Source organism: Aquabacter sediminis, from assembly GCF_028863665.1.
GTDB lineage: Bacteria > Pseudomonadota > Alphaproteobacteria > Rhizobiales > Xanthobacteraceae > L1I39.
On record NZ_JARBFX010000002.1, the window covers coordinates 1 to 24,077 of the forward strand.

Annotated in this window: 21 protein-coding genes; 9 read left to right on the forward strand and 12 right to left on the reverse strand. The window is 65.7% G+C overall.

The window, feature by feature from the left end; translation table 11 throughout:
* The first annotated feature begins 437 nt into the window (after positions 1–437).
* Positions 438–1,037 (forward strand): hypothetical protein, encoded by a 600-nt coding sequence (locus PV781_RS03035; protein ID WP_274774161.1) that lies wholly within the window; start codon positions 438–440, stop codon positions 1,035–1,037.
* A gap of 3 nt (positions 1,038–1,040) precedes the next feature.
* Here PV781_RS03035 and PV781_RS03040 read toward each other — a convergent pair whose 3' ends face one another.
* The 3 genes from PV781_RS03040 to coxB are packed head-to-tail and all read right to left on the reverse strand — an operon-like array spanning position 1,041 to position 4,515.
* The gene (locus PV781_RS03040) at positions 1,041–1,364 is read right to left on the reverse strand and encodes a hypothetical protein (RefSeq protein ID WP_274774162.1); all 324 of its coding nucleotides are present in this window, start codon (positions 1,362–1,364) and stop codon (positions 1,041–1,043) included.
* Positions 1,361–3,874: a cytochrome c oxidase subunit I gene (gene ctaD / locus PV781_RS03045; RefSeq protein ID WP_274774163.1), complete on the reverse strand. Its 2,514-nt coding sequence runs from the start codon at positions 3,872–3,874 to the stop codon at positions 1,361–1,363. Before ctaD ends, PV781_RS03040 begins: the two co-directional genes overlap by 4 nt.
* A complete protein-coding gene (coxB, locus tag PV781_RS03050) occupies positions 3,871–4,515 on the reverse strand; it encodes a cytochrome c oxidase subunit II (RefSeq protein WP_274774164.1) in 645 nt (214 codons plus the stop codon). The genes ctaD and coxB overlap by 4 nt, the downstream gene beginning before the upstream one ends.
* Before the next feature lie 48 nt (positions 4,516–4,563).
* On the opposite strand from coxB, the gene PV781_RS03055 reads away from it, so the two are divergent.
* Positions 4,564–5,073, forward strand: a complete 510-nt coding sequence (locus PV781_RS03055) for a DUF2231 domain-containing protein (protein WP_274774165.1) — start codon at positions 4,564–4,566, stop codon at positions 5,071–5,073.
* On the opposite strand, the gene PV781_RS03060 is transcribed toward PV781_RS03055, so the two are convergent.
* The 4 genes from PV781_RS03060 to PV781_RS03075 form a co-directional block, all read right to left on the reverse strand.
* Positions 5,034–5,543: a CopD family protein gene (locus tag PV781_RS03060; protein ID WP_274774166.1), complete on the reverse strand. Its 510-nt coding sequence runs from the start codon at positions 5,541–5,543 to the stop codon at positions 5,034–5,036. The two genes, PV781_RS03055 and PV781_RS03060, sit on opposite strands and share 40 nt — an antisense overlap.
* Positions 5,540–6,256, reverse strand: a complete 717-nt coding sequence (locus PV781_RS03065) for a cytochrome c oxidase assembly protein (protein WP_274774167.1) — start codon at positions 6,254–6,256, stop codon at positions 5,540–5,542. The genes PV781_RS03060 and PV781_RS03065 overlap by 4 nt, the downstream gene beginning before the upstream one ends.
* Before the next feature lie 239 nt (positions 6,257–6,495).
* Positions 6,496–7,308 (reverse strand): formate/nitrite transporter family protein, encoded by an 813-nt coding sequence (locus tag PV781_RS03070; protein ID WP_274774168.1) that lies wholly within the window; start codon positions 7,306–7,308, stop codon positions 6,496–6,498.
* 21 nt (positions 7,309–7,329) lie between these two features.
* Complete coding sequence (locus PV781_RS03075; RefSeq protein WP_274774169.1) at positions 7,330–9,612, reverse strand: FdhF/YdeP family oxidoreductase; 2,283 nt, start codon at positions 9,610–9,612, stop codon at positions 7,330–7,332.
* A 327-nt stretch (positions 9,613–9,939) separates the two neighbouring features.
* Here PV781_RS03075 and PV781_RS03080 point away from each other — a divergent pair, with 327 nt between their 5' ends.
* Positions 9,940–10,674 (forward strand): sulfotransferase family protein, encoded by a 735-nt coding sequence (locus PV781_RS03080; RefSeq protein WP_274774662.1) that lies wholly within the window; start codon positions 9,940–9,942, stop codon positions 10,672–10,674.
* Between the two features lie 44 nt (positions 10,675–10,718).
* Entirely contained in the window at positions 10,719–11,780 is a 1,062-nt protein-coding gene (locus tag PV781_RS03085; protein WP_274774170.1) for a glycosyltransferase family 61 protein, read from the forward strand.
* 31 nt (positions 11,781–11,811) lie between these two features.
* Here the strand turns inward: PV781_RS03085 and PV781_RS03090 are convergent, their stop codons facing one another.
* Positions 11,812–13,713 carry a hypothetical protein gene (locus PV781_RS03090; protein WP_274774171.1) on the reverse strand — a complete coding sequence of 634 codons (1,902 nt, stop codon included), beginning with the start codon at positions 13,711–13,713 and terminating at the stop codon, positions 11,812–11,814.
* 605 nt (positions 13,714–14,318) lie between these two features.
* On the opposite strand from PV781_RS03090, the gene PV781_RS03095 reads away from it, so the two are divergent.
* The 5 genes from PV781_RS03095 (at position 14,319) to PV781_RS03115 (ending at position 19,965) form a co-directional block, all read left to right on the forward strand.
* The gene (locus tag PV781_RS03095; protein ID WP_274774172.1) at positions 14,319–14,966 is read left to right on the forward strand and encodes a class I SAM-dependent methyltransferase; all 648 of its coding nucleotides are present in this window, start codon (positions 14,319–14,321) and stop codon (positions 14,964–14,966) included.
* Between the two features lie 188 nt (positions 14,967–15,154).
* Complete coding sequence (gene cysD / locus PV781_RS03100) at positions 15,155–16,285, forward strand: sulfate adenylyltransferase subunit CysD (protein ID WP_274774173.1); 1,131 nt, start codon at positions 15,155–15,157, stop codon at positions 16,283–16,285.
* Entirely contained in the window at positions 16,285–18,213 is a 1,929-nt protein-coding gene (cysN, locus tag PV781_RS03105) for a sulfate adenylyltransferase subunit CysN (protein ID WP_274774174.1), read from the forward strand. Before cysD ends, cysN begins: the two co-directional genes overlap by 1 nt.
* Complete coding sequence (gene cysQ / locus PV781_RS03110) at positions 18,213–18,980, forward strand: 3'(2'),5'-bisphosphate nucleotidase CysQ (RefSeq protein WP_274774175.1); 768 nt, start codon at positions 18,213–18,215, stop codon at positions 18,978–18,980. The genes cysN and cysQ overlap by 1 nt, the downstream gene beginning before the upstream one ends.
* Positions 18,981–19,191: 211 nt before the next feature.
* Entirely contained in the window at positions 19,192–19,965 is a 774-nt protein-coding gene (locus tag PV781_RS03115) for a sulfite exporter TauE/SafE family protein (RefSeq protein ID WP_274774176.1), read from the forward strand.
* A 36-nt stretch (positions 19,966–20,001) separates the two neighbouring features.
* On the opposite strand, the gene rnhB is transcribed toward PV781_RS03115, so the two are convergent.
* From rnhB to secG, 4 genes are all read right to left on the reverse strand, one after another.
* Positions 20,002–20,679 (reverse strand): ribonuclease HII, encoded by a 678-nt coding sequence (gene rnhB / locus PV781_RS03120; RefSeq protein ID WP_425532353.1) that lies wholly within the window; start codon positions 20,677–20,679, stop codon positions 20,002–20,004.
* A 15-nt stretch (positions 20,680–20,694) separates the two neighbouring features.
* Entirely contained in the window at positions 20,695–21,570 is an 876-nt protein-coding gene (locus PV781_RS03125) for a VOC family protein (RefSeq protein WP_274774177.1), read from the reverse strand.
* A gap of 176 nt (positions 21,571–21,746) precedes the next feature.
* Positions 21,747–23,375: a CTP synthase gene (gene pyrG / locus PV781_RS03130; RefSeq protein WP_274774178.1), complete on the reverse strand. Its 1,629-nt coding sequence runs from the start codon at positions 23,373–23,375 to the stop codon at positions 21,747–21,749.
* Between the two features lie 164 nt (positions 23,376–23,539).
* The gene (secG, locus tag PV781_RS03135) at positions 23,540–23,944 is read right to left on the reverse strand and encodes a preprotein translocase subunit SecG (protein ID WP_274774179.1); all 405 of its coding nucleotides are present in this window, start codon (positions 23,942–23,944) and stop codon (positions 23,540–23,542) included.
* Positions 23,945–24,077 lie beyond the last annotated feature (133 nt).

Below are 24,077 nucleotides of genomic sequence, written 5' to 3' on the forward strand. Positions count from 1 at the left end.
GTCTTGCCGTGGTCAACGTGACCGATCGTGCCGATGTTGCAGTGCGGCTTCGAGCGGTTGAATTTCTCTTTGGCCATCGTTCTCTCTCAATGGTGGTCGGTGGCGCGCCGCGAAGGCGAAAAAAGCCGCCGTGGGATAGGAGGTTTCCTTGAAGTCTGCAAGGGGCCGTGATGCAGCAGCGTTTTCAACGGCGCGTGGGGGTGCGCGCGCAGCGCACCACCGGCGCGCCGATTGCGGCGGAAAGCGGGCCGGAAACATGAGCTTACATTTTGTCAGGCCTGCGTCACACGCGGCCACGGGAGCGACCAAAAATCGCCGTGGTCACAGCCCAGAACACGCTGCAAAGCGGGTTGTGACGCCCGCCCGCCCTGACCGCCGGTAAGCTTCCCGTAAGGCCGCGGGGAGATGATGGACCTGGCTCAACCGGAGCGACCGCCGTGCCCGATCTGTTCCCCCGCCATTTCCTGCGTCCGCGGACCTTGACCGCGCGGATCGCCGGCCTCGCCCTCGCCGGTTGCGCGGTGGCGGCGTTCGGCTTCGGCGTGCTGCCGCGCCTCCTGCCGGACCCCGACGCGGCGCCCCATCCCTGGGCGAGCGCGCGCCCGGCACCCGCCGAGCCGGGTCTGTTCGAATTTCCCGCTCCGCCCCCCGCCGCGCCCTCGCCGCTGGCGGCGGCACCGGCCCCCGAGCCGATTCCCCGCCCGTCCGTGCCGGTGCCCAATGTGAAGACGGTGGCGGTGCGCTCCACCTTGCCCGCGGCCCCCGCCCTGCCGGCGGGTGTGGAGCGCTTCGATGCCTGCAACCCGGCCTGCGACAGCCGCGATCCCGCCACCCGGCCCGCCGCGCCCTTGGTGACGGCATCGACGACGGCGGCGGCAGCCCCGGCGACAACCGCGAGCCTGCGCCCGCCGCAGCCCCTGTCCAACGCCCCGGCGCCCGAGCCCAATCTCCTGGATCGGACGGTGGATGCCACCCGCACCGCTCTGGCCTCCGTGACCGACCAGGTGAAGAACGTCATCCGCCTGCCCAGTTGGTAGCCCTCAGCAGGTGGAGGCCACCAAGGTCGGCGCCAGGGTGAAGGCCGTGGCGACGAACCCGATCCAGAGGCCGAAGCGGGGCAGCGCAGCCTCGTCTCCAAGCTGCGCCTTTATCCGCGCCAGCAAGGCGAGGCATGCCGCCATGGCCACCAGCCCCACCAACAGGATGGCGCCGCGCTGAAGGCTCAGAGCGCCAAGCGCGACGTCTGGCCAGCCCCATGCGCAGCCAAGCCCGTGGAGGCCATAGGCGGCGGAAAACGCCACGGCCCAGAGGGTGGGACCGGCGATCAGCCAGGCCAGCCACATCCATCCCGTCGTCGGCCTCATGGCGCACCGGCCTGGACGAAGATCGCCCCTGCGCCGATAGCGGTCACCACCAGGGTAAAAAGCTGCCATTCGCTCCACGCGGCCAAGGCGCCCCTCGGCGCGCCCCGCCGGGCGGCATTGAGGGCGAAGGCGCTGAAGAGCAGTGCGATCGCCCCGTGGAGGCCCGCATAGGCCAGGATCGCCATGCGCACCGCATCCGCCGCATGGCGGGTGGGATCGGGCATCTGCCAGAGGCCAAGGGCCAGCAGGACGGCCAATGCGAGCCCATTGGCCAGAACGGCGCCGGCGAGGAACCTCATCACGGGCCTGCCCCCTGCCCCGCGACGCTGGCTGAGGCGGGCGCAGACGGTCGCCAGAGCGAGCAGGCCGAGCACAGACGCGGCACCGCCGGCGAGCGGCCCCCAGTCGGGCAGCCAGGCCGGGGGCGTGCCGGGTGTCACCACCGCGAGATAGGCAAGGCCGAACAGCAGCGAGCCGAAGAAGACCGCATCCGCAAAGAACAGGCTGCGCAAACCGCTCAAGGTGAGGCTTGGCGCCTGCAGGGGCACAGTGGGCAGGCGAAGACCGGGCGCCACCTCCACGCTGTCCAGCCCGTCCGGGCGCGGAACGCGCCGCGCCCAGGTCCAGACCAGGGCGACCACGGGGACGAGCGCCAGCGGCGCCAGCTTGTAAAAGCCGGCCAGCATCAGCAGCACGAAGGCGCAGATGGCGAGCGCCAGCAGGAAGGGCAGCCCGCTATTGACCGGCAGGATCGCCACATGCTCGGGCCGCGCGGTGCCCACGGAGGTCACCAGGATTTCCCGCAGCCCGCGCGGCGCCCCGGGCAGAAGCCCCTCCCCTCGGGCCAGCGGCAAGGCGGCGTCCTGCGCCTGATCCTGGCATCGGGGTCCGGGCAGGGAGGCGAAATTGTAGTTGGGCGGCGGCAGGGCCAGGGCCCAATCGAGCGAGGGCGCGCCCCAGGGATTGCGCACGCTGCGCTTTCCAAGCCCCGCCTGAAGGGCGATGTCGATCAGGAACAGCGCAAAGCCGATGGCCATGACGAAGCCGAAGATGGATGAGGCGAGGTTGAGGAGGACCCATTCGGGATTGCCCGCATATTCGGGAATGCGGCGCGGCATGCCCATCAGGCCCGTGAGGTGCATGAGGAAGAAGGTGCCGTGGAAGCCCACCAGGATGATCCAGAATGCCGCCTCGCCCAGGCCCTTGATGCGCCCGCGCCCGCTCATCATGGGCATCCACCACGTCACCCCCGCCAGCATGGGGAAGACGAAGCCTCCGATCAGAACATAATGCAGGTGCGCGGTGACGAAGGCGGTGTCGTGGGCCTGCCAGTTGAACGGCACCACCGCCAGCATGACGCCCGTGAGCCCGCCCATCACGAACGTGAAGAAGAAGCCCAGCACATAGAGCATGGGCAGCTTCAGCTGCGGCCGCCCGCGCCACAGCGTGCCGATCCAGGCGAAGATCTGCACGGCGGTGGGCACCGCCACCAGCATGGAGGCCGCCGAGAAGAAGGAGAGCGCCAGATGGGGGATGCCCACCGCGAACATGTGGTGCACCCACAGTCCGAAGCTCAAGAACACGAGGCCCAATATGGCCGCGACGATGGCGCCATAGCCGACGATGGTGGTGCGCGAGAGAACCGGGATGATGGTGGAGAGCACCCCCGCCGCCGGCAGGAAGATGATGTAGACCTCCGGATGCCCGAACAGCCAGAACAGATGCTGCCACAGGAGCGGGTCGCCGCCGCGCGCGGGATCGAAGAAGGGCCAGTCGAAGGCGCGTTCCAGCTCCAGCAGCACCGAGCCGAGGATGAGCGGGGGAAAGCCCGCCAGCATCATGGCCGCCGTGCCCAGCATGTACCAGGCAAAGAGCGGCATCTGCGTGAGCTTCATGCCCGGCGCCCGCAGGCGCAGGATGGACACCAAGAGCTCGATGGCCGCCGAGAGGGCGGAAATCTCGACGAAGGTGACCCCCAGCAGCCACACATCCGCATTGATGCCCGGCGCATAGGCCCGGCTGGAGAGCGGCGTGTACATGAACCACCCCTCCGCCGGCGCCACCCCCGAAAGGAGCGCGACGATCAGGATGGTGCCGCCCAGGAGATAGCACCAATAGCCGAGCGCCGAGAGGCGGGGAAAGGCGAGGTCGCGATTGCCCAGCATCTTCGGCAGCAGGTACATGGCCAGCCCCTCCAGCAGGGGGATGGAAAACAGGAACATCATGATGCTGCCGTGCATCGTGAAGATCTGGTTGTAGAGCCCGTTGTCCAGGAACGCCCCGGCGGGGGTGGCCAGTTGCGCCCGGATCAGCATGGCCAGCAGCCCGCCAATGCCGAAGAAGACGAAGGCGGTGGCCATGAAGCGCAGCCCCAGCGTGGAGTGGCTGAGGCTGGTGATCTGCCCCTTCAGGCCGGGATCGTTGCGCCAGACCGCATCCAGCTCCCGATGCAGCGCGAGGGCCCGGCGCGCAGGATTGGCCGGAAGGGGCGCGTCGGCGGTGGGGATCATGGACGGGGAGCCTCGGTGAGCAAGGGCGGCCATTGGGCGGGATCGTGCGCGATCACCTCGAAGCGCATGGCGGCGTGTTCGAGGCCGCAGAATTCGGCGCACAGGCCCTCATAGGTGCCGGGGCGCTCCGCCTCGATGCGCAGGCGGTTGGTGCGGCCGGGAATGGCGTCCATCTTGCCGCCGAGCCGGGGCACCCAGAAGGAATGGATCACGTCGGACGCGGTGATGAGCACGTCCACCGGCTGGCCGGCGGGCACGTGCAGCACGCCCTCGGTGGTCACCGGGCCGTCAGGGCCGTCATGGGTGAAGCTCCAGGCCCATTGCCGGGCATGGGCGCGGACCTCCAGCGCCGGGCCGTGGGGCAGGATGCGCTCGCCCACCCACAGCGCCGCGCCCAGGGTCACGGTGAGAATGCCGAGCGAGAAGCCGACGCCAAGCCCCAGCGTCCAGCGCCCCTCCCCCACCTCCCGCGGCCGGCCGAAGCCGATCGCCACGAGCGCGAGCACCATCAAGGTGAGCCCGGCGGCACCCGCCAGCAGCATCCACCACAGAAAGGCCACATCCTGCGCCACCGGGCCGGCGGGCGAGAGGGTGGAGAGCGGCCCCCGGCATCCGGCCAGAAGGACGGGAACTACCAGCACCGTCGCGCACTTCACCGGGGAGGTGACACCTGACCATAAGGAAACCGCATGGAGACGCGCGCGCGCCTGTTGGACCCGCTGGAGGAACGGCGAGCCCTGGAGGACACCGAATCCAAGATCGCCATTGCCGGCCATCCGCTCCACGCCATGCTGGTGGCCTTTCCCATCGCGCTGTCCTTCAGCACGCTGGCCGCCGACCTGCTCTATCTGTGGACCGGGTCGAGCTTCTGGTCCCATGCGGCGGGCTATGCCGTGTTCGGCGCCTTCGCCATGGGGGTCCTGGCGGGGATCAGCGGGGCCGCCGAATTGCTGATGGTGCGCGGCATCCGCAATCGCTCGTCGAGCTGGACCCACTTCATCCTCGCTGTGATGCTGCTCTCCCTCCTCGGCGCCAATTGGCTGGTGCGCATCGGCGATCCCGACGGCGCCGTCCTGCCGGTGGGATTGGCGCTCTCCCTGGTGGCGGCTGGCATGACCGCGCTCACGGGCTGGCATGGCGGAAAGCTCGTCTTCGATTATCAAATCGGCACCAGTTCGGAGGGCAAGGGTCGTGCCTGAGGAACCGTGAGGTCCCGCGGCAAGGCGTCCACCAGCGGCTGGAGATCGGGCTTGGCGAGCACCAGGACCAGCACCGTCGCCATGCACAGGACGCCCGCCGGCAGCGCGATGAGGGCCGCCGGCGGCATGGCATAGTCGCCCCGCGCCTCGGTCGCCTGAACGGAGAGGTGACCCAGCCAGGCATGGACGAGCACCATGCCCACCACCGCCACCAGCTTGGCCATCAGCCAGTGGTCCCGCAGTTCCAGCGCGAAGAACAGCACCGTGCCGGCGGCAATGGCGATGATGGCGGCCGGCGTGACGATGCGGGTATAGGCGGCGTGGATCAGCAGGCGGAATTCGGAAAACCCGGCCTGGGTGCGCACTTCCTCGCGCCGGCCATAGGCCTGGAGCACGATGGGCAGCGCGATGAGGCCGGCGCACCACAGGCTGAGGGCGGCGATGTGGGTGGCCTTCACGATGGCGATCATGCCTGCGCCACCTCCCGCCAGCCCCGCCGCAGCAGGACGACACCCAGCAGCGCCAGGGGCAGCATGCCGGGTACCCACATGACGAGACCGGCCAGCTGCTGGTCGGCCAGCGCATCCAGCCCATAGGCCGGGGCCGAGGCGAGATGGTGCGGGTAGAGGATGCGGGGCGCGAAGGAGAGAATGGCGCCGATGAGCCCCATCTGCCCGGCCAGCGCCAGGATCAGCCCGACGCCGGAGACGCGCTCCCATGGCCCCGCCCCCTGGAAGACGTGAGACCAGAAGGCCCAGGCGGAACCGATGAGGCCGGCCTGCATCAGCCAATAGAAGAGGGAGCTGCCCCAGGCGAGGTCATAGGCCGCGGGCAGGTGCCACAGCCAGAGAAAGAGCGAAAGTCCGAGAAACCCAGCCACGCGCGCGCCGGGAACCACCCTCGGCCAAGCCAGCGCCAGGGCTGGCGCGGCGATCAGGACCAGCACCAGATGATGCACGCCCCGCGCCGCGAACAGGGCGACCGTCAGCGCACACAGGGGCGAGACAAAGGCGACAAACAGCGCGGCCGAGGCGAGCACCGCCGGGCCCTTGCGAACCTCCGGCCGCAACAGGGCAAACAGCAACGGCGATCCGGACAGAAGAAGGGGAAAGGCCGCCAGATTCCATGCCGTCCACAGGGCCTCGGGCGTGGGAGCGGGGCCGCAATAGGGAATCTCATCCATTCCGATCTCCGGGCGGGCGCCTGGGCGAGGTCGCGGCGAGGGCATGGCGCGAAGGGCGCGCCGGCGTTGACGGCATCAGCAGCCATCGGCTGCCCGATCCCGCCTCCGACCTCAGGACACCGACCTCAGGACACCGACGTCCGGACACCCACCCGCGCCCGTGCGCTCCGCCTTTTGCTTACGCAACGGCAGATCGCCCGAACGGTTCCCGAAAAACACGGCTCGGTGGCGCTGAAGGGTCAGGCCGGCCGGCCCGTCCTCAGGAAGGCGGCCCAATAGGCGAGCGCCACCAGCGCGCCGCCCATCATGTTGCCGAGGGTCGCCGGCACCAGGTTCGCCGCGATCGACCCCAGCGAAAGGCCGGCCTCCGCCTGACCGGTCACCGCCTGCACCATCAGCCCATAGGGCAGCAGGTACATGTTGGCGACGGAATGCTCGAGCCCGGCGGCGACGAAGGCGGCGATGGGCAGGATCAGGCCGGCAATCTTCTCCACGACCGTACGCCCGCCATAAGCGAGCCACACCCCAAGGCAGACCAGCATGTTGGCGAGGACGCCGCTCGCCAGCGTCGGCAGGAAGCCGTTGCCGGTCTTGGTTGCGGCAAGGTCCAGCGCCGCCTGCCCCACCGCGCCTGCGCCCGCCTCATGCACCCCGGCCGCGAGCACCAGCACGGCCAGGAGGAGCGAACCCAGGAAGTTGGCGGCGTAAACGAGACCCAGGGCGCCCAACACCTGTGTTACCCCCAGCCGCCCCGCCGCCCATGGGCCGACCATCAGCATGTTGCCGGTGAAGAGTTCCGCGCCGGCAATCAGCACCAATGCGAGACCGGCTGAAAAGACGAGGCCGGCCAGCACCTGCCCGACCCCAAAGGGCAGGTCCTGCGCCCCCGCCAGGGCAACGGTGGCGAAAAGGCCGCCGAAGCCGATATAAAGTCCCGCCAGAAGGCCGAGCACCAGCTGGGTGGCGGGGGGCAGCGCCGCCTTGTCCTCCAGCGCCTGGAACACCTGCTGCGCCAAGGCGGGCGGCTGAGGCAAGGGGCTCGCCTCGCTCATGGGTGGGCCCTCCCCGGCCGGTCAATCGGGAAAGACGCGCACCGGCACCGACTTGGCGGCCGGGGTCTTGGCGTCGCGGGCATAGTGCCAGAGCGGGATCAGCGCATTGCACTCGGGAAAATAGGAGGCGCAGGTGCCCGGCGGCAGGTCATAGTCGATCACCTGGAAGCCGCGCATCTCCCGGTGGATGCCGTCGGACACCGCTGTCACCATGCGCGCGGTGCCATTCTCGAGCAGTCCCAGCCGCAGGCGGTCGTCGGGGTTCATCATCACGATCATGCGCGAGCCGCTCACGCCGCGCAGGCGGTCCACATAGCCATAGACGGTGGTGTTGAACTGGTCGTTGGAGCGCAAGGTGATGAGGCGGAGCACGGCGGCATCGGTGCCGTCGTCAAAGCTCGCCGACAGGCCGGCGGGGATCTGGAAATTGGCCTTGCCGTTCGGCGTCTCCCACTTGCGCTCGCGCGCCGGCACCGGGCGGGCAAAGCCGCCGGGAATGTCCAGCCGGCCATTGAAATTCTCGAAATCGTCCGGGAACGAGGCCTCGATGGCGTCCCGCACCCGGGCATAATCGGCCACCCAGTCATCCCAGGGCACCTTGGGGTTGGGCGGCAAGGTCGCCTTGGCGATCTCCGCCACGATCCTGGGCTCGGACAGCAAGGTGTCTGCCGCCGGCTCGAACGTGCCGCGCGAGGCATGGATGCAGGTGGTGGAATCTTCCATGGTCACGATCTGCGGGCCGGCTGCCTGCCGGTCCACCTCCGAGCGCACCAAGGTGGGCAGCAGGAAGGTGGTCTTGGCGGTGACCAGATGGGTGCGGTTGAGCTTGGTGGCGATCTGGACGGAGAGGTCGAGATCCCGCCACTTCTCCTCCATCAGGTCGCGCTCGGGAATGGCACGCAAGAAATTGCCGCCGAGACCGATGAAGGCCCGCAGCTTCCCCTCCACCAGCGCCTCGCAGGCTTCCACCGTGTTGAGGCCGTCGGTGCGCGGCGGCGTGAAGTCGTATTGCTCGGCCAGGCGGTCGAGCGGCACCAGCTCCACCTTTTCAGCGATGCCCACGGTGCGCTGACCCTGGACGTTGGAATGCCCACGCACCGGGCAGATGCCGGCGCCCGGCTTGCCCATATGGCCGCCCATGAGGAGCAGGTTCACCAGCATCTGCACATTGTCGACGCCCAGCCGGTGCTGGGTGAGGCCCATGCCATAGATGGCGATGACAGCCCGCGCGCGGGCAAGGGTGGTGGCCGCCGCCTCCAGCGCCGCCTGCGGCAGGCCGGAGGCGAGCTGGATCTCGGTCCAGTCGGTCTCGCGCACCAAGGTCTCGAAGGCGGCAAGGCCATCGGTATGCGCGGCGATGAAGTCACGGTCGAGCACCGGCACGCCGCCGGTGGCGCGGGCCTCGTCCTCCATTACGAACAGCGTCTTGGCGATGCCGATCATGGCCGCAATGTCGCCGCCCGCGCGCACCTGGTAATATTGGGTGGCGATGGTGGTCGGGCTGTTGGTGAGCATCTGGCCCGGCCGCTGGGGGTTGACGAATTCCTCCCAGCCCTTCTCCCGCAGCGGATTGAACACCACGATGGGGACATCCCGCTCGCGCGCCTCTTGGAGCACATGCAGCATGCGCGGCGCATTCGAGCCCACATTCTGGCCGAAGGCGAAGATGCAGTCGGTCTGCTCGAAATCCTCCAGCAGCACCGTGCCCACCGGCGTGCCGATGCTGGGCGGCAGCGCCACGGAGGTGGTCTCGTGGCACATATTGGAGCTGTCCGGCAGGTTGTTGCAGCCATAGAGCCGCGCCAGGAGCTGGTACATGTAGGAGGTTTCAAGCGAGGCGCGCCCGGAGGCGTAGAAGACCACCTCCTTGGCAGGAAAATTGCGCAATTGGGCGCCGATCTCCGTGAAGGCTGCCTCCCAGGGCACCTCCACATAGGTGTCGCTGTCGGGATCGTAGCGCAGGGGATGGGTGAGTCGGCCCTGCTTCTCCAGATCATGGTCCGACCAGCCGAGCAGCTCGGTCACCGTGTGGCGGGCGAAGAAATCCGGCGGCGCGCGATCGGCCGTGGCATCCCAGAAGGTCGCCTTCGCGCCGTTTTCACAGAACTCGGCCACATGAGGATCAGCAGGCTTGGCCCAGGCACAGCTTGTGCACATATAGCCGCCGGTCTTGTTGTGATCTTTCAGCAAGGCACCGATGGCCGGCACCGCCTTCTTTTCCACCGAATGCTTCAACAAGGACTTGGCAGAGCCCCATCCTCCCACGGGCTGGTCATAGGATTCGTGCCGCGCGCGCTCGCTCATGTCATGCTCCTTGCCTGTCCAAGGGGCAATGACCGGGCTCGCCTTATGTTCCCTTACGTTACATCTCCTGCGTCATCGCTGGGGCGGCGGGGTTGCCGCACTGGGCAGAACGAACCGCGCACGCAAACCCGAAGGTCTCACGCATGCGCGCGAGCAGCCCGACCGAGGGGCTCCCAAGCCAAAGAATACACTCATGTCGATAAACTTACTTAACATACACTTCTGGCCGAGCCGGGGAAATTCCTCCTGGCAATCGCAGGTCTTTGGCTCTAACTGAAATTTGTTACGGTCGAGCCAGCCGATCCAAAGTGAGAGCATTCGATGGAAATGTGCTTCGTGTGCGGGTGCCCCCGCTCGGGTACCACCGCACTTGCTCAGATGATTAATGAGCACCCGCAGGCCCTTCTTGGCGTGGAGCGATTCAAGTATATCGCCATGGGTTCGCGGGGGGCGGAGTTTAAGCCGGAGCTCTTTGAGCAAGATCGCTTCATTGATATTCGCGATACGGACACGAACTTGAAGGGCGCAAACCTTCCGATCGCGCAGAAGGCGGCGTCCATTTGGCCGCCGCAGGTCATCGGCGAAAAAATACCGCGCCTCTACATGCGGCAGAAATACCTCCGCGACACGTTCCCAAACAGCAAGCTGGTCGCAATCGTCCGTGATCCGCTCGCGGTCGCCCTCTCGTGGCAAGCGCGCGCTGACAATCCGAAGGACCACTGGCCCGCCAAAAATGGCGCCGCGCAGGGATTCGAGGAGTGGGCCAAGAGCGTGGACTTCATCGCAGCCGCAGCGCCGCTTTGGAAGGATGACCTCATCGTCGTGAACTACGAGACCTTCTTCGGCTATAACGACATGGCCGAGTTCAAGGACAAGATCAAAGTCCTGTTTTCGAAGCTGTCGCTCGATGATTCCGACGAGATCCTAGACCACGTGGCAAAGGCTCTGTTCCGGGCCCCGAGCGCCAAGAAGTCCAAGCCGATCCCCGAAGAATATGCCGCTATGGTCGAGACTGCCCGCCAGCATGACAAGCTTGAAAAAGTGCTTTCCAGCGCGATCTAGCCGCCAAGCCGGGATCCGTCGCCGGGGGAATATTCGAGGGGCAAATGCCAAGCGTATCGCGCCGGGTTGTACGAAAGTCCAAGTCAAAGGGCCGCCGATTTTTCATCGGCTACGATGACGCGACGATTGACGAACTGTTTCGCGACTTCAGGAGGCGGATTGCGCCTCCTGCCGCGAGCCAGGTGTTGGAACATGTGACTTTGATCCCCCTCACCCGGATCCAGAAGGGGCACTTTTGTGGCGGCCCCTATTCCGGCGAGACACATATTGAACACCTGCTCCTCCACCGCGGCTTCGGCCGGAAACGAGCCTCGCGTATTCACCCGGATCCCCGTTCAGGCGGTGAAGCCCCTGAAGTTGAATTTGAAACTGCTTGGTTTGGTGGCTACCTGTTCTCGCACTACGGACATTTCCTCCTGGAGAGCATCTCCAGGTCTGTCTACAGCGATGTGATTTCCTCTCCTGACAAGATCATTTTCTTCAATCCCCACAACATAACCACTCTCCCGCGTTTCATCAAAGATGTGTTCAACAGCATGGGGATTTCCGAGGATCGGATCATCCTGTGCGACCGGCCGATGCGGGTCGCACACCTTCATGTGCGCGAGCCCGCGCTCGAAATTTCAAACCAGATTTGTCCAGACGCCTATCGTCTCGCCCTTCCGGGTGTCGACGCCGACGCCATTGTCCGCAACGGCAGCGTGTTTCTTTCCCGCGGCGGCCTGTCGGGTAAGAAGCGGAGCATTGATGGGGAGGCCGCCATTGAGGGCCATCTGACCCAGAAATTCGGCACCCGTATCATACACCCCGAGCAACATACCGTGCCGGAGCAGGTTGACATCCTTTCCAGCGCTGGGGCGATCATCGGTTGCGAAGGCTCAGCCTTTCACACCGCTCTGCTGGCGCGAAGCACGGGTCCCCTGATCATGCTGTGCGATGCCGCGCCGCACGTGAACTACCTGCTCTGCGATGAAGCGATCGACGGAGATGCCGTTTATATCCGCTGCGGGGACGACCAGGCTGAGGAGCGCTCCCGCGACTGGCGGATGGATATTGAACGGGCGCGATCGGGTATCGAGTTCGCGCTGGACCTTCTAACCCCTTGAGGAAGCCCAAGGAGGGCGAAGCACAGGACTGTCAGAATTTCAGGATCAGGTGCTCGTCCTTGAATTGAAGTTCAACCTGATCGGAGCCCGCCTTCTGGCGCACGAAGGGGCTGTACAAGGTCCAGCCTTCGGGGGCAGCTATGGCGCGGCCCGCAACGGTGCCCGGCGCCCTCCCCTGGTCCGGGAAGGACAGGGGTCCATCGCCGAGGATGCCTTCGAACGTCACGACGCTCCCGCTGTCCGTGACCTGCGCTGCCAGGATCGCATCCTGGAACGCCTCGAAAGATGGAAATGCGGAGAGAGGGCTCGCCTGAATGATCACCGGCGCATTTGCGTCGGCGAGTCGGTAGTCCTCGCCATTGGCCTGCACGACGACTTTGCCCCGCACCGGGCGCACCGCCACGTAGGCGCTCCCGCGCACGAAGATCCAGCCTCCCCGCTCCATCCGCTCCAGGTTTCGGCTGATATGGATAAACATGTCGCCCACGGCCCGGCCGAAGGGCGGGCGCGTGGCCTGAACAATTTGCAGGCCCTTCTCCTGCGTCCCGACCAGCGCGTTGTAATTGGACCGCGACCCCTTAGGATCAGGCCTGGCATAGATCAAAGGCAGGTCGTTTCCCTCAAGCGCCACGCCCATCCAGCGGTTTTGGCTGCTGATGTTCGTCCAATCTTGCGCAGGCAAGGTCGGGCCGATGATGCTACCCATGACGAAGCCTTGCCCCACATAGGTATAGCGGGCCAGGGACAGGGTCTCCCGCTCAAGCACAAAGCGCCCGTCCTCGTTGGGCTTGGCCGCCCGTCCAAGCTGCCGCGTCCACACGCCATAGGACTCCGGAGCCCCCGGCCGCCGCATGATGTCCAGCACGACTTTTGGCGGGCGAAACGACGAAAGGACAAGCGGAAGGAAGGCCGGATGGGGCACTTGCGGGCGCAGGTCGCCTTCGCCGGTGTAAAGCCAGCCCATTCCCCCGTCTGGTGTTGCGGCTGGGGGCATGCGACTGTAGCGGCGCGCCTTGCTTCCCCCATGCACGCCATCGATTTGCTCCTGACCCCATAGTGCCCACCAGAGCGTGAGGAGCGCACCCGCCCCCTGCTTGAGATCTTTATCTTCTGAAAAATCGAAAATATTGTAGAATACGCTCAACGAATACTTGGCGTAGGTCGGCGAAAAGAACTCGATGAAGAGCCCATTCTCGCCTCGATTTTGAATATAGGCGATAAGGAACCGCGTCCATGCTGCCCTCTGCTGCGCGGGTGTCGAGCCATCGCGATACGAGAAGGAATTATCCTGGCCATCGCGGAAAATGATGTCTGCTGCCGCCCAGCAAGAATAGGCGCGCAGGATGTCATGGTTTTCGCTCCCCCACGGCTTCCACACCAGGGCAGTATCGGCATCCGCCCGGGTGCAAGCCGTTCCAGCCCAAGCGCCAAACAACCGAATGATGGAGCCACTGATGGCCGGGCTCAGCCGCTCATCCCCACCTTGGTTTCGAGGGCCGAAGGTCGCCAGGATCCGGTGGAACAACAACCCCGTGGTGAAGTGATACTTCGTCTCGACCCCCCTCCCGTGCGCTGCGGGGTCCTTGTCATCCTCATCTTCCGTGTCGCCAAAGCCATTCCGCGCGCTCTCCAGCTTCGTCGCATCGGAGATCAGGGTGCTCGCATCCGTTGCCGAACTGGCGGAGACTTCCTGCGGTAAGGAGAGAAGAGCAAGGGCAAGGGAGAGCTTGCCCCAGATGCAAGGCGAGTCGACGCCCTTCGTGCCGCATTCGGGCTTTGGAAACGGAGTGCGCACCAATGCGGAGAGTAGCTGATCCCGCCTCTCCTCGAAGGTGGCGCCCGAGGGGGGCTCACGCTGAAGGGGCGCGGCCAGCACCTGCGCGTTGGACCATCCACTTAGGACGAAAAGCGCCAACAGGAGCACACGCAGCATTTTATTCCGCCTCCATGATCAGCGCCAACCCAGAAACATAAAGAGTATCTTCACGAAACGGACGGGCATGAGGGCTGAGTACGTCAAAATTGAGAATACCCTCAGCAGTGCGCGCGACGTCATGTCTCTCTGTGACCGCTCCGACCAACGGAAATCATCACGCGCGTTCCGCTGACACGGCCCAAGCTGTGGACTTAGCGGAGCATATTCGCGCATTGATCGATGGCCACAACCTAAGGCAAACGTCAGACTCGCACCCCCTCCACTGCGTTTCGAAAACTTGTCATTGTAGTGCGCATCGATCCATTTATAGATTCGGGGCTACTGCCAGAAAAATGACCCAGGGGGTCCAACCCCTTGGAGCAACTCGAACAAGAAATACGCCCCAACCTATCATCGGAGAGATTCGTTTATAAGAATATATTACCACCCCCATTGCGACCTAAGCGAGGGAGGTGGTAAGGAAGAACCGATGTCAATGCGCTATAGGTACCGTGAGGCGGTCAGGCGGGCCTGACTTCCTTGTAAGTAAATTGAATTCCATCGGATCCAGATCCACTTGACAGAATCTTGTACGACAAGGTTTTTTAACAGAGAGGATGAACATGAGCGATGATTTGAATACTATCGGGCTGCGCCATGGTACCGACAAGGCATCAAAGGGGCATGCGTATCTCTCTCACTATGATCGCAATTTCAGCGCTCTTCGCGGGAACGATCTCACTCTGTTCGAAATCGGCGGCCTCAATGGGGCATCGCTTCGCATGTGGTGTGATTACTTCCCCAAGGCAAAGGTTGTTTGCCTTGACATTAATCCAGAAGTCAAACGTTTCGAAAATGAGCGCATTTCGGTTGAAATCGGAAACTCCGGCTCTCGCAGCTATCTGAAGGGCGTGTTAGCGAAGCACGGCACTCCGCAGATCGTTCTTGATGACGGTTCACACAGGTGGGACCATCAAAGAATTGCATTTGAGTACCTTTTTCCCCAGCTCGCTCCAGGCGGCATTTACGTGATCGAGGACGTTCATACATCCCACGACCCCAAGTATGCAGGAACCGACACTGTTCCCTTCACGGAGTACATGCACGCCTATGCTGACTACCTGCACATGAAGGGGCAGAAAAGGAAGGATTTTGCTGAAGAGCGAGGCAAAACCGAATTCATGATCGCAAACCGTATTGACCGGATCGAGATCGTGCCCCGCTCGATCATCGTGCACAAGAAGACGGAAGGCGAAGCCAGCCCCGAGTGAGCCGAACGGGACGCCCTTGCCGCCGAGGCGGAGCGACCGCAACAAAAGCACGTGACTCTCACCCTAAACAGAAGCGGCCTCGTCCTTCGTGGACGAGGCTATTTTTTTGGCGGTGGCCGCGGGAACCTCCCCCACCCCCCCAAAAAATCATGTTGCACCGCCCACTTTAATCTGACTAAAGTCCGGCCATGGCGGATCTCAAGACACTTTTCCGGAACAGCGGCAAGCTCCAGCGGGACATCGCGCGTGCGGTGGGCCGGACGGAAGGGACCGTCAGCCAGTGGGCCAGCGGCGATCGTGAGATCCCGGCTGATCTGGTTCTCAAGATCGAGAGCTTCACCGGCATCCCCCGCCACAATCTCAGGCCAGACCTCTGGGAGCCCCCCATGCCCGCTTCCCTCGACGCCGCCACGCGGGCGGTGCCGGATTTGACCCACCTCCAGCGGCTGGAGGCCGAGAGCATCCACATCATGCGCGAGGTGGCGGCCGAGGCGGAAAAGCCGGTCATGCTCTATTCCGTGGGCAAGGACAGCGCCGTCATGCTGCACCTGGCCATGAAAGCCTTCGCGCCGGGCAAGCCCCCCTTCCCCCTCATGCACGTGAACACCACCTGGAAGTTCCGTGACATGATCTCCTTCCGCGACCAGCGGGCCAAGGATCTGGGATTCGACCTGATCGAGTGGATCAATCAGGACGGCCTCGCGCGCGGCATCAACCCGTTCGACCATGGCGGCCATTATACGGACGTGATGAAGACCGAGGCGCTGAAGGCGGCCCTGGATCATTACGGCTTCGATGTCGCCTTCGGCGGCGCGCGGCGCGACGAGGAGAAGAGCCGCGCCAAGGAGCGCATCTTCTCCTTCCGCTCCCCCGGACACCGCTGGGACCCCAAGCAGCAACGGCCGGAATTGTGGCATCTCTACAATGCCCGCAAGAACAAGGGCGAGACCATCCGCGTCTTCCCCCTGTCCAACTGGACCGAGCTGGACATCTGGCAATACATCTACAAGGAAAACATCCCCATCGTGCCGCTCTATTTCGCGGCCGAGCGGCCGGTGGTGACCTATAACGGGCTCACCATCATGGTGGATGACGAGCGTATGCGCATCCCCGAGGGGCAGACGCCGCAGATGAAGTCCATCCGCTTCCGCACGCTGGGCTGCTACCCGCTGTCGGGCGCAGTGGAGAGCAAGGCCAGCACCTTGCCGGAAGTCATCCAGGAAATGCTGCTGACCACCACCTCCGAACGGCAAGGCCGCGCCATCGACCATGACAGCGCCGCCAGCATGGAGAAGAAGAAGCAGGAAGGGTACTTCTGATGGCACCCGCGGTTTACCAGGATCAGCAAGCCGACCTGCTCTCCACCGACGTCGAGGCCTATCTGCGCCAGCACGAGCACAAGAGCCTCCTGCGCTTCATCACCTGCGGCTCGGTGGATGACGGCAAGTCCACCCTGATCGGCCGGCTTCTCTACGACAGCAAGATGATCTTCGAGGATCAGCTGGCGGCGCTGGAAGCCGATTCCAAGCGCATGGGCACCCAGGGCCAGAATATCGACTTCGCCTTGCTGGTGGATGGGCTGGCCGCCGAGCGCGAGCAGGGCATCACCATCGATGTGGCCTATCGCTTCTTCTCCACCGCCAAGCGCAAGTTCATCGTCGCCGACACGCCGGGCCACGAGCAGTACACGCGCAACATGGTCACCGGCGCCTCCACCGCCGACCTTGCCGTCATCCTCATCGATGCCCGGCGCGGCGTGCTGACCCAGACGCGGCGCCACTCCTACCTGGCCTCCCTGGTGGGCATCCGCCATGTGGTGCTGGCCATCAACAAGATGGACCTGGTCAATTACAGCCAGGACGTGTTCAACCGCATCCTCGGCGACTACATGGACTTTGCCAGCCGGCTGTCCATCGAGAACATCGTCGCCATCCCAATGTCGGCCCTGGCCGGCGACAACATCACCGAGAAGAGCGGCAACACGCCGTGGTACCACGGCCCCACGCTCATGGGGCACCTGGAGACGGTGGAGACCGCGAGCGACACCCGCTCGGCCTCCTTCCGCATGCCGGTGCAGTGGGTGAACCGGCCGAACCAGGATTTCCGCGGCTTCTCCGGCCTCATCGCCACAGGCACCGTGGCGCCGGGTGATGTCGTGCGCGTGATGCCCTCGGGGCGCCAGAGCAAGGTCACGCGGGTCTATCTGGATGGCGACCTGCCGGTGGGCGTCGCCGGCCAGTCGGTGACCATCTCGCTGGCGGACGAGATCGATTGCAGCCGCGGCGACGTGATTACCGGAGTGGACAATCCGGCGGAGGTGTCCGACCAGTTCGAGACCACCATCGTATGGATGAACGAGACGCCGATGCTGCCGGGCCGGTCCTATCTGATGAAGATCGGCACCAAGACGGTGACCGCCTCCGTCACGGCGCTCAAGCACAAGGTCAACGTCAACACGCTGGAACAGGTGGCCGCCCGCCAGCTGGATATGAACGAGATCGGGCAGTGCAACATCTCGGTCAGCCAGTCGGTGGTGTTCGACTCCTACAAGGACAATCGCGACACCGGCGGCTTCATTCTCATCGACCGCTTCACCAATGAGACGGTGGCTGCGGGCCTCGTCCACTTTGCGCTGCGCCGGGCGCAGAACATCCATTGGCAGGCGGTGGACCTCGACCGCAATGCCCGCGCCCACCAGAAGAACCAGAAGCCCTTCGTGCTGTGGTTCACTGGCCTGTCGGGCGCCGGCAAATCCACCATCGCCAATCTGGTGGAACGCCGCCTCTTCGCCATGGGCAAGCACTCCTACATGCTGGACGGCGACAATGTGCGCCACGGCCTCAATCGCGACCTCGGCTTCACCGAGGGCGACCGGGTGGAGAACATCCGCCGGGTGAGCGAGGTGGCCCGGCTGATGACCGATGCCGGGCTCATCGTGGTGGTGTCCTTCATCTCGCCCTTCCGCTCCGAGCGGCAGATGGCCCGCGACCTGATGCCCGAGGGGCACTTTCTGGAAGTGTTCGTGGATGCCCCGCTCGCGGTGGTGGAGCAGCGCGATCCCAAGGGCCTCTACAAGAAGGCGCGGCGCGGCGAGATCGCCAATTTCACCGGCATCTCCAGCCCCTATGAGGCGCCAGAGAACCCGGACATCCACATCGACAGCTCCAAGCTCGCCCCCGAGGCGGCGGCCGAGGAGATCATCGCGGCGCTCGAATCCCGCGGCCTGCTGCGCAGCGGGGAGCAGTGATGGACAAGGCGACGCTCACCGCGCTGCTGGCGGCGCTCCGTCCCGTGGCGGAGGAGGCCGGCCAGGCCACCCTCGCCTTCTATGGCGCCCCGGACGCGCGCACCAAGGCGGATGGCAGCCCCGTCACCCTTGCCGATGAGGCGGCGGAGGCAGTCATCCTGCCCCGCCTGCGGGCGCTGACCCCCGACATTCCCGTCATTTCCGAAGAAGAAGCCTCCAAGGGCCTCAGCCCGTCTGAGGTGGGCGAGTGCTTCTGGCTGGTGGATCCCCTGGATGGGACCAAGGAGTTCATCTCCGGCAACGGCGAGTTCACGGTCAACATCGCCCTGATCGAAAAGGGCGTGCCGGTGCTTGGCATCGTGGTCGCCCCCGCGCTCGGGGAGACCTATTGCGGCGCGGCGGGCGAAGCCTTCTTCGCCTGCAAGACCGGCGAAGCACCCATCCATGTGCGGCGCCCGGCCGAGGCGGGGCTCGTGGTGGTGGGCTCGCGCTCCCATGGGGATGCCGAGGCCATGGAACGCTTCCTCGACGGCCGAAAGGTGGCGGAATTCCGCGCCGCCGGCAGTTCCCTGAAGCTGTGCCTCCTGGCCCGGGGCGAGGCGGACCTTTATCCGCGCCTCGGCCCCACCATGGAATGGGACATTGCCGCCGGCCACGCCGTGCTGAAGGCGGCGGGCGGCACGGTGCGCACGCTGGAAGGCGCGGAGCTTGCTTATGGCAAGCCCGATTATCGCAATCCGCACTTCGTGGCGGCGGGGGCGGTCTGACGCACCGATCGGGTCCTGCCGCGGAGTGCGGCCGGACGAGGGTCCCGGCGGGTGGCGCGCGGGTCTCGAGGTGGATGGGGTCTTACGGGTCGCGGAGCGGCTCGAAGGGGCCAGTCCTTCCGCCTCCATTCAAGGGGCCAGACGCCGCTCTCTCGCGGATGCATCCATCCGGCGTGATCGCGCTCTGGGCCGCAGCGGGGACGAACGGGGCATGTCTTTCTATCTTTATTCGCTGTCGGGCCTGTTCGTCGGCATTCTGGTGGGGCTCACCGGGGTCGGCGGCGGTTCGCTCATGACCCCGCTTCTCATTCTCCTGTTCGGCGTGCACCCGGCCACCGCCGTGGGCAGCGACCTGCTCTATGCCGCGGCCACCAAGGCGGTGGGCACGGGGGTGCACGGCTTCCGCCAGAGTGTGGACTGGAAGGTGGTGCGGCTGCTGGCCACCGGCAGCGTCCCCATGACGGTGCTGACCCTCGCCTTCGCCTCCATGGCCCATCTCAGCCATGATGGCGGCTCGCATTTCGTGAAGGCGAGCCTCGGCGCGGTTCTCATCTTCACGTCCCTGCTGGTGATGTTCCGCACCCGCGCGGTGAAGCTGCTCGGCGGCTTTCTGGGGGAGGCTTCCGATCACCGCCGGCACCTCCTCACCGTGGTGGCGGGGGGCATCCTGGGCGTGCTGGTGACGCTGACCTCGGTCGGGGCCGGCGCCATCGGCGTCACCGCGCTGATCGTGCTCTATCCCCACCTGCCCACCTCGCGCCTGGTGGGCTCCGACATCGCCCATGCGGTGCCGTTGGCCCTGCTGGCGGGCATGGGGCATTGGTGGCTGGGGGATGTGAATTTCGGACTGGTGGGCGCGCTGCTGCTGGGCTCGGTGCCCGGCGTCATCATCGGCAGCCTGTGGTCGGTCAAGGTGCCCGACCGCTTCCTGCGCGGCGCACTGGCGACGGTTCTGCTGATCGTCGGCGCGCGCCTGATGATGTGACGCGGGGCGAGCTCAGGGCAGAGAGCGAGATCCCGGTCAGGCGTCCTCGCCGAACAGCACCAATTGCTGCTCCCGCACGGGGGCGAACGAGGCGCGGTGGTGGCGGCAAGGGCCGTGGGTGCGCAGGGCATCGCCATGGGCGCGGGTGCCATAGCCCATGTGCCGCTCGAAGCCATAGGCCGGAAAGGCCGTGCCCACCCCCGCCATGAGCCGGTCGCGCGTGACCTTGGCGACGATGGAGGCGGCCGCGATGGAAGCGATGAGGCCGTCGCCGCCAATCACCATTTCCAGGGCGCAGGAGACGGGCGGCGGATCATTGCCATCTACGAAGACGAGCGCCGGCGCGCGCGGCAGGGAGCGCACCGCGCTCGCGAGCGCCCAAAGGCACGCCTGGCGGATATTGTCCCGGTCGATGCGGGCGGGTGGCGCCATGCAGACGGACACCTCCGCCGTGGCGAGGATCTCCTCGAACAGCGCCTCGCGCCGGGCGGCGGTGAGCTTCTTGGAATCGTCAAGGCCGCGCGGCACGCAAGCGGGATCGAGGATGACGGCGGCGGCAACCACAGGACCTGCCAGAGGCCCCCTGCCCGCCTCATCGGCGCCGGCAATGGGCATCAGGCCGGCCGCATAGCGGCGCGCTTCCACCTCGAAGCCGAGGCCAGCGGGTGGCTCCGCTTTGCGGCGGGAGCCGGAGCCTGCGATGCTTGCCCTCACGCTCTCCGTCTCCGCTCAGGCCTCGTCCACCCGCTCCAGCACGATGGCGGCGCCCATGACGGCGCGCGGCGGGGCCACCACCATGCCTTCCATGGCTTCCTCGATCATTTTGCGGGCGGCAAGCCCGCGCCGCATGCTGGCCGCGCCGGTGGACTTGAAGCGCACCGCCGCAAGCCGCAGGTCGTCGCCGTCCGGCGCGGTGGTGCCGAAGCGCTCGCCGAAGGTCGCGCGGGTCATGATGTCGATCTCGCCGCGAGGGGTCTGCGCCACATACCAGGCATCGGTCGCCCGGCGGGGCGTGACACCACAGAAGGTATCGATGAAGCTGACATGGTCGATGGGCCGCTCGGCCACCAGCACCACGCCGGCCACTTGCGTCACGCCATTGGTGTGGCGCTGCAATTGCGGATTCCAGAAATTCTCGGGCTTGCGCTGGGTGCAAGTGAAGAAGCCCGCATTGGGCGCCGCTTCGTCGCGCGCGAAGGCGAGAGAGAAGCCCACCTCCACCTCGCCGCCGTCGGGTCGCCGCGCGAGGCGGGAGAATTCAAACAGATCGAACCCGCCCACCCCGGCCGCATCGAAAGCGGCCTTCTCCGCCGCCGGGTCCTTGCCTTCGGCGACCAGCATGGACAGGCCCTGGCCGTTGCGCGCCAGGAAGTCCCGATTGAAGGCGCCGAAGGAGAAGTGGCCGCTATCACCCTCGGTGATCTTGTCGGGCTCGGAAATCTCCAGCAGCTCCATGAAGAAGCCGTCGGTCTGGATGATCCGGTTCTGGGTGCCCCAGGGATGGCGGTTGCGCGGGCCGACGGTGAAGCCGAGCAGGTCATAGACCTCCCCTGCCGCATCGAGATCGCGCACGACATGAACGACATGGTCGAGGCCGCGTGGCATGGGAACCCCCCTGTCTCTCCGGTCCGACCTTGTGGCACGTCCGGCAACTTAAGGGCAACCGCACGCCAGGGAAGCCAGCACCACCGCGGTCTCCCGGCGATGCGTGATCTCAGGCGAAGCGGCAGGCCCAAGGCGAATCGAGGAGGCCGCCCGCAGGCTTTTGGAAACCTTGACCTTCAGACCAGCCGGCTCTGCACCATGGCCGCGCGGATGAAGGAGGCGAACAGCGGGTGCGGCTCGAACGGACGCGACTTCAGCTCGGGATGGAACTGCACGCCGATGAACCAGGGATGGTCTGCATACTCAACGATTTCCGGCAGCAGCCCGTCGGGCGACATGCCGGAAAAGCGCAGGCCGCAGTCCTCCAGGCGATCCTTATAGGCGGTGTTCACCTCATAGCGGTGGCGATGACGCTCGAAGATGTCGGTGGAGCCATAGATGGAGGCCACCCGGCTCTCGTCCGAAAGGCGCGCCTCATAGGCGCCGAGGCGCATGGTGCCGCCGAGGTCGCCGGCCGCATTGCGGCGCTCCAGCTCGTTGCCCTTCAGCCATTCGGTGAGCAGGCCCACCACCGGCTCCGACGTCTCGCCGAATTCGGTGGAATTGGCCTTGGTGACGCCGGCCAGATTGCGCGCCGCCTCGATCACCGCCATCTGCATGCCGAAGCAGATGCCGAAATAGGGCACGGCCCGCTCGCGGGCAAACTGGGCCGCGCGGATCTTGCCCTCGGCACCGCGCTGGCCGAAGCCGCCGGGCACCAGGATGCCGTGCACATGCTCCAGGAAGGGCGCGGGGTCCTCGCGCTCGAAGGTTTCGCTCTCGATCCAGTCGAGGTTCACCTTCACCTTGTTGGCGATGCCGCCATGGGCCAGCGCCTCGATGAGCGACTTATAGGCATCCTTGAGGCCGGTATATTTGCCCACCACCGCAATGGTGACCTCGCCCTCGGGATTGCGCACCCGGTCCTCGATCACCGACCAGCGCTTGAGGTTCGGCGCGGGCGCCGGCTCGATGCCGAAGGCGGCCAGCACTTCCGTGTCGAGCCCTTCGGCGTGATAGGCGGCGGGCACGGCATAGATGTTGTCCACGTCCCGCGCCTCGATCACCGCGCTCTCCCGCACATTGCAGAACAGCGAGAGCTTGCGGCGCTCCTCGCGCGGCACCGGACGATCGGTGCGGCACAGAAGGATGTCGGGCTGGATACCGATGGAGCGCAGCTCCTTCACCGAATGCTGCGTCGGCTTGGTCTTCAATTCCCCGGCGGAGGGGATGAAGGGCAGCAGGGTGAGATGGATGAAGATGGAATGGTTGCGCGGCAGCTCGTTCTTGAGCTGGCGGGTGGCCTCGAAGAAGGGCAGGCCCTCAATGTCGCCCACCGTGCCGCCCACTTCCACCAGCACGAAGTCATAGGCCTCGTTGCCCTCCAGGACGAATTCCTTGATGGCATTGGTGACGTGGGGGATCACCTGGACGGTGGCGCCCAGATAGTCGCCGCGCCGCTCCTTGGTGATGATGTCCTGGTAGATCTTGCCGGTGGTGATGTTGTCCCGCTTGGTGGCGGGGCGGCCGGTGAAGCGCTCGTAATGGCCGAGGTCGAGATCGGTCTCGGCGCCATCGTCGGTGACGAACACTTCGCCATGCTGATACGGGCTCATGGTGCCCGGATCGACGTTCAGATAGGGGTCCAGCTTGCGCAGCCGGACGGTATAGCCGCGCGCCTGAAGAAGCGCGCCCAAGGCTGCGGAGGCGAGGCCCTTGCCCAAGGAGGACACGACGCCGCCGGTGATGAAGATATAGCGCGCCATGGGCTTCTACTCTACTCCGCGCAAACGCGATTCGGCGAGGACGACGGCCTGCACGCCCTCGCCCCGCCTGGGGAAAACCATACGCCGCGGCGAACCGCGGCGCGCGATGACCGAAACGAAAGGACTGCGACGGGGCCGCTGCGAGGAGATCGCAGCGACCGGCTTCACTGCGACTGAGGAACCTGCGGCCCGGTGGGCGCCGGAGCGGCCGGGGCGGGCGTCGCCGGAGCCGAGGAGGCGGGCGCCTGCGGACGGATCTGGTCGAGGATCGAACCACCGCTCTGGGGGGCGGACGGGCCGGTGGGCGCCGTCTGGTTCAGGATGGCGGGCGGCGTGCGCCCCCAGCCGGCCAGGATGGTCAGCGAGATCGAGGTGACGAAGAACAGGGCCGCGAGAATCGCCGTGGCCCGCGTCAGCACATTGGCCGTGCCGCGCGCGGTGAAGAAGCCGCCCGAGCCCCCGCCTCCGCCGCCGATGCCGAGCCCGCCCCCTTCGGAGCGCTGAATCAGCACCACGCCGATCAAAGCGAGGACCACCATAAGGTGGATGACGATCAGGACAGTCTGCATGGTTCCATCGTCTTCGCCCCAGCGGGCGGATCAAGGCATGAAGTCGGGCGCTCTCCTACACGATCGCGCCACGCAAAGGAAGGGCGGCGACCTGCAACAGGCGCCGCCCTGCTGTGCGAAGGTCCCGCTCTTG